General features: G+C 59.0%; 6 protein-coding genes and 3 pseudogenes. 3 read left to right on the top strand and 6 right to left on the bottom strand.

The features are described from left to right. Positions 1 to 171 precede the first annotated feature (171 nt). From JOD69_RS22750 to JOD69_RS22740, 3 genes and pseudogenes are all read left to right on the top strand, one after another. Positions 172 to 748: pseudogene (locus JOD69_RS22750) on the top strand (IS5 family transposase); the annotation flags it as partial. 49 nt (positions 749 to 797) lie between these two features. Continuing rightward, positions 798 to 1,601, top strand: coding sequence for an IS5 family transposase (locus tag JOD69_RS22745; RefSeq protein WP_168183729.1), 804 nt, complete (start codon positions 798 to 800; stop codon positions 1,599 to 1,601). A gap of 7 nt (positions 1,602 to 1,608) precedes the next feature. Further along, positions 1,609 to 1,863, top strand: a pseudogene (locus tag JOD69_RS22740) (transposase); the annotation flags it as partial. Between the two features lie 6 nt (positions 1,864 to 1,869). On the opposite strand, the pseudogene JOD69_RS24965 reads toward JOD69_RS22740, so the two are convergent. From JOD69_RS24965 to JOD69_RS22705, 6 genes and pseudogenes are all read right to left on the bottom strand, one after another. After that, a pseudogene (locus tag JOD69_RS24965) lies at positions 1,870 to 2,370 on the bottom strand (IS6 family transposase); the annotation flags it as partial. 256 nt (positions 2,371 to 2,626) lie between these two features. Beyond that, positions 2,627 to 4,054, bottom strand: coding sequence for an integrin alpha (locus JOD69_RS22725; protein ID WP_086133246.1), 1,428 nt, complete (start codon positions 4,052 to 4,054; stop codon positions 2,627 to 2,629). Positions 4,055 to 4,978: 924 nt separating this feature from the next. Then, entirely contained in the window at positions 4,979 to 7,276 is a 2,298-nt protein-coding gene (locus tag JOD69_RS22720) for a polysaccharide biosynthesis tyrosine autokinase (RefSeq protein WP_086133244.1), read from the bottom strand. Between the two features lie 692 nt (positions 7,277 to 7,968). Beyond that, positions 7,969 to 8,424: a low molecular weight protein-tyrosine-phosphatase gene (locus JOD69_RS22715; protein WP_086133242.1), complete on the bottom strand. Its 456-nt coding sequence runs from the start codon at positions 8,422 to 8,424 to the stop codon at positions 7,969 to 7,971. A 172-nt stretch (positions 8,425 to 8,596) separates the two neighbouring features. Next, the gene (locus JOD69_RS22710) at positions 8,597 to 9,811 is read right to left on the bottom strand and encodes a glycosyltransferase family 4 protein (RefSeq protein WP_086133241.1); all 1,215 of its coding nucleotides are present in this window, start codon (positions 9,809 to 9,811) and stop codon (positions 8,597 to 8,599) included. Next, positions 9,808 to 10,041 carry a hypothetical protein gene (locus tag JOD69_RS22705; protein ID WP_086133240.1) on the bottom strand — a complete coding sequence of 78 codons (234 nt, stop codon included), beginning with the start codon at positions 10,039 to 10,041 and terminating at the stop codon, positions 9,808 to 9,810. The genes JOD69_RS22710 and JOD69_RS22705 overlap by 4 nt, the downstream gene beginning before the upstream one ends. Positions 10,042 to 10,228: the final 187 nt, after the last annotated feature.

Genomic DNA, 10,228 nt, shown 5'->3' with positions numbered 1-10,228 from the left:
CGGCGACAAGCCGCGTGAGCCCAGGCCGGGCGTGTACCGGGCCTGGGCGGCGGCCCGAAATACCAGGAGGGTATTTACGGGCCTGATTAATAAGAGTCTATCCCAGTAGGAACCAAATCGGTAGGGACAGCCTCGATATAGAGGAAGTTGTTGTCCGAGGAGCTTAGGATCATGGGACTGGTGACGAAGGATGATGGCTGGCGGATTCCGGATGCCCTCTGGGAGAAGATGGAACCGCTCTTGCCGCCACGTAAGCCTCACCCGCTCGGGTGTCATAACCCGCGGGTGCCGGATCGGCAAGCCATGAACGCGATTTTGTTCGTGCTGCGAACGGGGTGTCAGTGGAACGCCCTGAACGCCACCGGGATTTGCTCCAGTAGCTCGGCCCATCGGCGCTTTGTCGAGTGGACGGAAGCTGGGATGTTCAAAGTGTTCTGGCGCGAAGGCTTGTTGGCCTATGATGAATTGAAGGGGGTGGATTGGTCCTGGCTGTCCCTGGATGGGGCCATGACCAAAGCCCCCTTGGCGGGCTCAAAAAACTGGACGGAACCCCACTGACCGAGGCAAGCAAGGCACCAAACGCAGTGTGCTCACGGACGCCTCCGGCCTGCCGCTGAGCCTGGTGATCGAGGGGGCCAACCGCCACGACCTGAAATTGGCCCGGGACACGTTGGAAGGGCTTGTCATCCCCCGTCCCGACCCCACTCCGGAACAACCTTTGCATCTCTGCCTGGATAAAGGCTACGACTAGAGCGTGTTATGAACTTTTTGCTGGAGAAGTGGTTATTACGAGCATGATGACTCGTAAACCTTATCCTAGCGATGTGTCGGACGACGAATGGATGTTCGTGGCCCCTTATTTAACCTTGATGAAGGCGGACGCGCCCCAACGCCAGCACGATCTGCGTGAGATCTTCAATGGTCTGCGCTGGTTGGTGCGGGCCGGTGCGCCCTGGCGGCTGTTGCCGCATGACCTGCCGCCGTGGGAAGCCGTCTATCAGCAGACCCAGCGTTGGCTTGCGGCCGGCTGCTTCGAGGCGATCGTGCACGATCTCCGCGAAATGTTGCGCCAGGCCCAAGGCCGGAAAGCGCGGCCCCGTGCCGTCATCTTCGATGGGCGAACGCTGCCATCCAGTTGTGAGAGCGGTGTGAGGGCCGGTTACGATGACTACAAGCGCAAGAAGGGCAGCAAGGTCCACATGGCCGTCAATACCTTGGGCCATCTGCTGGCCCTGCGGGTCACGCCGGCCAACGAGCAGGAGCGTGCCCAAGTGGCGGAACTGGCGCGCTCCGTTCAACAGGTTACAGGCCAGCAGGTCGAAGTGGCGTTTGTTGATCAGGGGTACACCGGCGACGAGGCGGCCGAGGCCGCCCGCCGGCACGGCATTCGGCTGGACGTGGTCAAGCTGCCGGAGGCCAAAAGAGGCTTTGTGCTGTTGCCCCGGCGGTGGGTGGCGGAGCGCAGTTTCGGCTGGATTGCCCGGTTTCGGCGCTTGGCTCGCGATGATGAACGATTGGCCGAAACCTTGGCGGGCTTGCACTTTATCGTCTTTGCCATCCTCATGCTCGTCAAGGCCGCTCCACTTCTCCAAAGTGCATAACACGCTCTATGATGAGGTTCGGGAGTTGGCGCAGGAGTTCCACTATACGGCCCATATCCGGACGCGGGGCGAGGAAGCCCAAGCGATCAAACGGGAGGCCGGCTTCAAGTCCCGGCGTTGGGTGGTCGAACGGACCCACAGTTGGCTCAATCGGTTTCGTCGGATTCTGACCCGTTGGGAGAAGCGCGCCGATACCTATCTTGCCCTGCTGCACTTGGCCTGCGGCATTATTACTTGGCGCGCCACCAGCCTACTGGGATAGGCTCTTATTCAGATATTTCACTTGCCGGTGGAGGCAGCTCGCCGGCAGCAGACCTTCCTTCTTCAGCTCGCGAATGGCTTCGCCATAGGCCGGATTCTTGTCGCTGTTGATCTTGCCTGGCCGGTAGTGCTTCGAGCGCCTCAGCGCCTTGGCCAGGAAACGCTTGGCGGCCTTGGCGTTTCGGGTATCCGACAAGTAAAAGTCGAGGGTGCGGCCCTCTTTATCGATGGCGCGGAACAGGTATTTCCACTCGCCGCGAACCTTGATGTAGGTCTCGTTCACACGCTAGCTCGAGCTCAGGCGGCTCTGAGACCAGAGCGTACGCTTCTCCAATTCGGGCGCGTAGCGCTTCGCCCAGCGGTACAGCGTCGTATGATCGACGGCGATGCCACGTTCCGGCATCATTTCTTCCAGGTCGCGGTAGCTGATGCCGTACTTGCAATACCAGCGCACGCCCGGCAGGATCACTTCGGGCGCAAAGCTCCGCCACCGGAATACGGAATCCACGTTTGACACCTCCTATGTTCAGTCCCTCGCGGCTATCCTCGCTCGACAACACAGTTTTTGCAACGGAGCCCGGATCGGTACCAAACTCATTGACCGATCCGGGACCCCTCAGGTAACTTCAACACCCCCGCGTCGCTTCGCTCCGACCGCCCCGACCGAATGACCGTGGATTAGATGGCCGAATCAGCGTGGAATGGGTGGCCGAATGGCGTGGAATACGCACATCTCATCGTCGTCCAGCGCCCGATCAAGGTGTTTAAGGGGTGCTGACGAAGAGCACGGCCTGGCCTTTGTCAATAAACAGGCCTGCGTTTTGCTCGCGCGCGCCCACCAGGAAGTCGGGGACGCCGTCGCCGTTCACATCTCCCGCCCCGTCCACCGAAAACCCAAAATTGCCAAACTCGCCCGCCCGCTGTGGTTTAGGGTTATCGAGAATAACAATCAGGCTCCCGTCAAGCGCACTTAGGGCGAAGGCTTGGCCCTGGTTAGTCTTGCCGTTCACGTCTTGCCTAGGCGCCCCCACCAGGAGGTCGGGGACGCCGTCGCCGTTCACATCCCCCGCTTCGTCCAAGTCCTCGCCAAAGAGGGCATCTTCTTGGGGTATAGGGTGCTCGATGATGGTAACCGTTAAATCGGCTCCGCTGAAGACAAAGACTCGACCTTGGTTAACATTACTACCCACATCCTGCAAGGGCGCCCCTACTAGGAAGTCGGGGATACTGTCGTCGTTCACATCCCCCACGCCCACGGCAAAGCCAAACCAGGCGTATGCCTGGGGCGTCGGGGTATTGAGGGTGTGAAGCAGGCTCCCGTCGTCCCCGTTGAAGACAAAGGCTTGGCCAACACGGAGATTGCCACCCACGTTTTGGAGGCGCGCCGCCGCAAGGATTTCGACTTTGCCATCGCTATTCAAATCTCCCGCTCCTGCCACTGCCGAGCCAAAGAGGGAGCCCGCCTGAGGCGCTGTGGGGTTATTGAGGGTTCTAAGGAGTGTCCCATTATTCCCACTGAAGACAAAGACCTGGCCCTGGTCTGCATTGCCGTTTACGTCCTGATAGGGTGCCCCCACCAGGAGGTCGGACCTGCCATCACCATCGACATCCCCCGAGCCCAGGGCATAGCCAAAGTGAGCGTCGGCCTGGCCGGTGGGATCGTCAAGAGTGTAAAGCAGGCTCCCATTGACCCCGCTGAAGACGAAGGCCCGACCCTGGTTTACATTGCCGCCCACGTCTTGCTCGTGCGCCCCCACCAGCAGATCGGGAATGCCATCGCCATTCACATCCCCTGCCGCAGCCACGACTGAACCAAACAGCGCACCGGACTGAGGCGAGGGATTATTCAGGGTCCGCAGCACCTTCCTATTGGCTCCGCTGAACACGTAGGCTCGACCCTGGTCCTTTCTGCCGAGTACGTTCTGTCCAGGCACTCCCACCAGAAAGTCGGGAATGCCATCGCCGTTCACATCGCCCACTGTGGCCACGTCATTGCCGAAGCTGGCACCGGGCTGGGGCTGCGGGTTCTTGAAAGTGAAGGGAGTATACTCGGGCTGAGCGTCGGCCGAGACCAGCCAAAATCCAGCCAGGAGACCACAACAGCCCTTCAACACCGTGGCCGGAGATCGGGTCCCAAAGGTTCTCTTGCGAACCGCCGTCCGGCCGGTCTTCTTTCCATCATCGTAACGCATGTCAAATCCTCCTTATTGATCGGTAGGCGGGCGTGAAGCCCGCTAAGCTGTTGATTCCTTCGCCCGGCCCCTTACGGCGCTCGCCTGAAACGACCCGGATGGCACAGCCGGGCAGAACTCGGGAATCAACCTAAGGCGTTGTCCAAATGCCGCCAATGCTCTATCAATGTCCGTGCCAGACCAGCATCCCCTTGTTTTTAAAGAGGTATTTGAAATGAGGCGGGATTCGTTTCTGTAAATCTCGTGAACCACCCGGTCCGGCCCCCAAACCCGCTTTTCAGGCATCAGCGCTTGCCGAACCCGGACCGGGATGCGTGGAAACGATGGTACGTCGTTGATCTTGCGGGCCTTTGCCATGACGGCGACGCCACTGCCGGCGGGCTCGCCCGCTGTAAAGTTTTCCGACACCGCGGCCCTTTTCCGACGTGGTGTAAGATTCGAGGCCGTTGCGGGTCGGCAACTCCTTGCCGACAACACCGTCGGAAAGAGATCCTCGATCTACAATTCGGGGGATGGAGGGCGTTGCAATCCAGCGTCGTTTCTCGGTTGAACGGCGGCGGCGCGGTTGACAGGCTGCGAGATAACCGCCGCGCTTCGGGCGAGCCGAACGGAACGGAAACGGTTTTTCGCGAGGGGAAGTGGTCTTTCAGCCCAGCTGTCTGTCAGTAGGAATCCAATAATCCCCAGTTGTGGGAAGCGAATTTTCCCCACCCATTGTACAACGGCGGTGAAAAACGCTCCCACTCTCTGCTTTGCACCGTCGCGCCGCTCCGCCGGCCGCCGACGCGCCAAACCGCGCCTGCGGCAGGTCTCTGGCCAAGAGTCGCGGGCCATTTGCTCTGCCAGAACCACCTGCAAGGCATCGAGCTCGTGCATCCGATCGAGAAGGGGCAAATAGTCACGGTCGGCGGCAAAAAACACTCGTCAAGCGACCGACCGATCGTATTTGTACGCATAGTAGGCATACTTGCCATTTCCATAGCCGTAACCGCGCGCCACGACCGGAACATCGTTGAAGATTATGCCGCGAAGATTCACCTCGTTTCGTATCAAGCGCTTAGCCGCATCCTGCAATTCACGCATCGGATGTAAGCCCGATCTGACCACCATCAGCGTCGCGGCCGCCAGATGCCCTACGATTACGGCATCCGTTGCCGAAAGGACGGGCGGTGAATCCACCAATACGAGCTCGTATTGATTTTCGACTTGCTTTAGCAGGTAAGCGAAACGCTCGTGCATTAAGAGTTCGGAGGGGTTTGGAGGATATGTTCCGGTCGGAATGATATCGAGTCCATCGACTAAAGTCGGCTGGATTACCGTATCGATTTCCAGGTCCTTACTGATATAGCCGGAAAGCCCTTGATTGGGGACCACGCCGAAGTATCGGTGAAGATGCCCGCGGCGCATATCGGCGTCGATTATCAACACTCGCTTCCCAGATTGAGTAAACACGGCGGCGAGATTGGCCGAAAGGAACGTCTTGCCCACTCCGGGCCTCGGCCCTGTAATCAATAATGAATTTCGGCCGGTATTCAACATAGCGAAGTGCAGGGCGGTGCGCAGGCTTCGCAGGCTTTCCAGGACTAGAGCACCCTTTTCCTCGTGCGCGACCAGAACCGAAACCTCCGTCTTCTGCAGGACTTTATCCTTTCGTCCCCAGTGCTTTTTGATCAGTCGGTTTTGTTCCTTGCAGTGCGGAATATTCGCATAGACCGGCAGGGCAAGGGCCTTTTCCACTTGGTCCGGATCATCTAAGACGGCGCGGAAGGCGTTTCGCACAAAAACCATCACTACGCCCAAAAATAAGCCGCCGATTAAAGACAATGTCCTGACGTGCGCCTGCTGCGGAGACTCGGGCCCCAGTGGCGGCAGTGCATGATCGATGATGCGGACCGAACCCAAGGTGCCGGCCTTGGCGATGCGGAGTTCCTGCAAGCTATTGAGCATCGAGGTATATAACTCGGTGCTCACCCTGACGTCGCGTTCGAAGCGCAACAATTCCTGCTGGGTATCCGGCAGTTCGGTCGTTTTCTTGTTCAATGCGTCAAGATCAGCTTGCCTCTGCTTGATTTGGCCATCCAACTCGGTAAATCGGGGGTGCGTGCGCGTGAATTTTCGCTGCAGTTCGCCTTTTTGCAGCTCAAGGAGCCTGAGTTCAGACTCGAGATTGACGATCTGATTTAACAGCGATTGGGTCTCAAACTGGATATCGACGGCCCCCAACCTTTGTCTATGCGCGTTGTATGCTCTTTCCGAAGCCTCCAATCGCTCCTTCATCAACGGCAATTGCTCTTCCAGGAATACCAGTCTTTTCTCCGCTTCTTCCGAATGATGCTCCACGTTTTGCCGCAGGTAATTATCGGCAATCGCATTCAGGGTATTCTCCACGGCAATTCGGTCGCTGCCGGAAAGCGCCAGCTCCAGCATGCCCGACCCCCCTTTTTCCTTTACCGAAAAGCTTCCCCGAAGCGCGTTTGTGGCTGCGAGCCCCGGGATGCGCCGAAGCACGAAACGGGTACCCGGACGAGCCTTCAAGTAAGAAACGAATAACCGCAGGTATTGGCCTTCACCCATATCCCGCTCGGCCCCTTGGCCGACCTTACCCTCCAAGAGAACGTCCTCCTCCGCGTCGAGAAGCATGAACCGGCTCTCCTTGCCGGCCACCAGAGTCAAACTTGCGCCGAGCAGGCCGTCGGGAACGATCAGCTTTTCCACTTTAATTTTCTCGCCGCCCCAGGCGTAGCCCGACAAATTGAACCAGGGTTCGGATACGGCGTCCTCCTGGCTCCTGTAATGCCGTGCCACAGCCTCGCCTAGGAACGGGAAGTATTTTGGCTTGGCTTCGAGGTCCAAATGTAACTCCTCGACCACCTTGCCGAGCACCATGCGCGATTGAAGGATCTCGATTTCGGCGCTGGTGGAGGCTTCGCCACCACCATCAGACTGCGAAGCGAATTCACTCAGGCCGGTAGCCAAGCTTTTCGCGTTCTTTTCTACCTGGACTAGGGCATTCGTCTTATAGACCGGCGTTGCGATGAAATAATAAGCCTCTCCGACCAGTATGGAACACAATACGATAGCTGCTAACAACCATTTCCCGTCCCACAGGACGTGCCCAAACTTGGGAAAATCGCCCCCCTCGTCCGCCTCTTTCCTGTAGTCGCCGAACGGCTGACGATAATGACCCGGAGCTTCAATCTGTTCTTGTATGTATTCCGACATAACTCTGGCTTCCTGCTTTTTTCAAGAAAATGATTGACGTCCTCTCCGGTCCGAAGTCGGGGAACTCTCCTTCCGGAGTTCTCCGAATCCCGATGACGGACAGCGAGAGGTTCGGAATCTCGATCCACGACCGGCTTGACGACGCCGCACGGACCCGGATCGGGACGCGCTTCCTGTTGTTGCCTGCGGCGCCCCGGACGCCCTGCGTTCGACCGGTCCCGACCCGACACGGGGTCGGATCCTGGCTCCACAATGACTCGACGCCCGGTCGCGATGCCTTGTGGATGGCCTACGACCGTTGCTAACGCAACGACCTTCGGCCATCCACCCGGCGCTCGGGCTTCCGGGGACTACTCGACTCGCTCGCTCACTCGCTCCATGTCTCGCAGCGGCGGAACGGCCAGAACAACCCCGATCCGCAAGGGCCTGGATCGCGTTGGCGACCGCTCGCCGACGGTTTTGCTCGCGACAGAAATGGTTCCGCCAGAGCGTTTTTCACCGCGGTTTAGCGGCGAGGATCGGGACATGCGTAGGGCGACCGTCCGTTGCCGACGCTCGGGGTCGGCGAGGGGCCTTGTCGGCAAAGGACGGCCGCCCTACTCCGCTACCGATCCATCCGAGCTCGTACGTCCCCTCCGGCACCGCCTCCAAAAAGCATTTCAAGGTCCGGCGTAGCGTCCCGGCAAGCTAGATCAGAAACTTCCAATGCCGTTTAATTTCCGCAACCATTCACAAACTCCCCGGTCGATGAGTTGGAATACCGATCTGAACATCGCTTCGGATGCGTTATAGGGATCAGGAATTTCATACCCTTGCCAATGGCCCAGAGTGTAAACGCGTCCCCGCAGGAATGGGGCAAGTCGTTGAACCTTAGCCTTATGCCACGTCTCCATCACCAGAACCAAATCGGCCTCTCGGAGCATCGCTAGCTCTAAAGGACGCGATCGTTGCTCGGGCACATCGATTCCTTTCTCCAACAGCAGGTGTCTTGTGATCGGATGGATAGACCGGTCGGCGGTCGCCGCAAGTCCGGCCGATACGGCCGATGTCGATACTTCGAATTCCATCCGCCGGTGATTCCACAACGCTTCTCCCATGGGGCTTCTACAAATATTGCCCACGCACACGATCAAAATTCGCTTATCCATCGAATACCGACGATTCCCCCGAAGAAAATGGAGCTGCTCCTTTCCTCAGCCTGGTCATCAGTGAGGACCTGATAATTGTTCGACGCTCTAAAATCCGGGTTCGGACCAGCCGCTCCTCAAGCAAAGCATTGAACCCAGAAACGGCTCCCGGTTCGCTCCTCTGACACCGCCTTCAAATAGGGACGGCCTTGCCGGACAGCAACCGCTGATACAACTCGGTTACTCGTGCCATGCGGTCTTCGAGACGATAATGGGCGACCACGTCGACCCTGCCCCGAAGCGCCAGCCGCTCCCTCAACCTGGACTCCTGCACGAGCCGCAGGAGCTTCTCGGCCAGATCGCCGCTATCCCCGTCGTCGAACAACAGTCCGTTCACCTCATGCGTGATGATATCGCGATTTCCCGGGATATCCGATACCACCGCGGCCACGCCGCTGGAAAGGGCCTCCAGAAGAGCCAGGGACAAGCCCTCCCAGCGCGATGGCAAAACAAAGACATCCAAACCGGGGAGCAAATCGGGAATATCGTTGGCCCAGCCCAGGATACGCACATGGCTGGCGATGCCGTACCGCCGGATTCGCTGCTCGAGAGTCTCGCGCAGTTCGCCATCTCCCAGCAAAAAAAACCGAACATCACGCCTCTTTTCGAGAACTTCCGCCGCGGCATCTACGAAGCAGGCCGGATTCTTTTGTTGCCACAGCCGGCCAACCATACCGATGGCCGTAGTCTCATCGTCTATGCCCAAACGAGCGCGTCGGATCCGGCGTCGCTGCGCCTGGCCGGCCGGCCGATAGAGGTCGGTGTCGACGCCGTTCGCCAACAAATGGAGTCTCTGCGACGGCACATGCAGATAACGGCGCCCGATTTGCCGATCGTGCTCTTTGAGCACGATCATGGCTCCGCAACAGCGGGCGCCGATCCACTCCATGATGACGAACAGAGCTTTCTCGAGCCCGTTCCGCGCCGCCGGAAAGGCATAGCCATGTACCGTATGCACCACCGCCGGCACACCCGCCAGATACGCAGCGATCCGTCCAAGGACGCCCGTTTTCGACGAGTGAGTATGGACGATGTCGAACTCGTGTTCCCGGAACAGCGCGCGAAGCCGCCACAGCGCGAGCCAATCCTGGCGAGGGGAAATCGAACGCCGCAACTCGGGCACGAACAGGCATTGAATTCCTTCACGTTCGCCGGCCTCGGAAAGCGGTCCCGGCTGCTGGCAGATGAGGTAAGGATTGAATCGCTTACGATCAAGCCGCTTGAATTCCTCCATCGTGACCGTCTGGACGCCGGTGATGAGCGGCAGCAATTGAAGATGGGCGATCCGGATGCGGCCATCACCGCGGAAATCGTCCGAAATCTCCGAGACCGTGGACACCGCAGTCATAGGCACCCCGCCTTCCCGTCTTTCGGCATCGCCGGGCAGAGTTCAGGAATCCTACGGTGCCGAGTCGCCGGGTCGTACCCGGCCTCCGCCCGCGAATGATCGTACAGTGGCAGCGAATCGAGGTGCGCGGCGTCCTCGTCACTGCCCGTCGTCTCCGTCACGATGAACAGCCGCGGTTCGGGATAGATGTTCGGTGTGCGCTCGAACACCGTCGGCACATTGCGTTTCATATGAGACCCTCCCTATCTATCGGTAGGCGGGCGTGAAGCCCGCTAAGCTGTTGATTCCTTCGCCCGGCCCCTTACGGCGCTCGCCTGAAACGACCCGGATGGCACAGCCGGGCAGAACTCGGGAATCAACCTAAGGCGTTGTCCAAATGCCGCCAATGCTCTATCAATGTCCGTGCCAGACCAGCAT

The sequence above is a fragment of the Methylocaldum sp. RMAD-M genome, assembly GCF_017832375.1.
GTDB lineage: Bacteria > Pseudomonadota > Gammaproteobacteria > Methylococcales > Methylococcaceae > Methylocaldum.
Note: the sequence above shows the minus strand (reverse complement) of the source record. Positions and strands in the feature narration are given on the sequence as shown.

Bases quoted from the DNA above. Each gene is read 5' to 3' on its own strand.
- JOD69_RS22745 (WP_168183729.1), top strand. From the start codon at position 798: ATGACTCGTAAACCTTATCCTAGCGATGTGTCGGACGACGAATGGATG.
- JOD69_RS22725 (WP_086133246.1), bottom strand. From the start codon at position 4,054: ATGCGTTACGATGATGGAAAGAAGACCGGCCGGACGGCGGTTCGCAAG.
- JOD69_RS22715 (WP_086133242.1), bottom strand. From the start codon at position 8,424: ATGGATAAGCGAATTTTGATCGTGTGCGTGGGCAATATTTGTAGAAGC.
- JOD69_RS22705 (WP_086133240.1), bottom strand. From the start codon at position 10,041: ATGAAACGCAATGTGCCGACGGTGTTCGAGCGCACACCGAACATCTAT.
- JOD69_RS22720 (WP_086133244.1), bottom strand. From the start codon at position 7,276: ATGTCGGAATACATACAAGAACAGATTGAAGCTCCGGGTCATTATCGT.
- JOD69_RS22710 (WP_086133241.1), bottom strand. From the start codon at position 9,811: ATGACTGCGGTGTCCACGGTCTCGGAGATTTCGGACGATTTCCGCGGT.